Source organism: Bacillus sp. JJ1521, from assembly GCF_036965165.1.
Classification (GTDB): Bacteria; Bacillota; Bacilli; order Bacillales; family Bacillaceae_L; genus Ferdinandcohnia.
This window is the reverse complement of sequence record NZ_JBALOX010000013.1, coordinates 20,219-20,496: the sequence shown is the minus strand read 5'-3', so window position 1 is coordinate 20,496 and position 278 is coordinate 20,219. Positions and strand designations below refer to the sequence as shown.

Sequence of the window (278 nt, the reverse complement as noted above, 5' to 3'; positions counted from 1 at the left end):
ACTGAAAAGATTGCGAAGTCTTTAATGAACAACGCGGAGATCATACGGGTCCAACAAACTCTCAACCAGGAAAACACGACCCACATCTATTTCCTAAGTGAACAGCGTGATAAAATCGACGTGCTTCGTAAAATTATGTTTACCGAGCCAGATAAGGCAATTGCTTTTATAAAAAGTCTCGATAAGGTTGAAGAAATTGAATCCAAGTTAACCTATAACCATATTGATGTTGCGGTTCTAGCTGGCGAAGCGAACAAGCAAGAACGGCAGCAATCGAT

General features: G+C 40.6%; 1 pseudogene. It reads left to right on the top strand.

The features are described from left to right. Positions 1-278, top strand: a pseudogene (locus tag V7147_RS02950) (DEAD/DEAH box helicase); the annotation flags it as partial.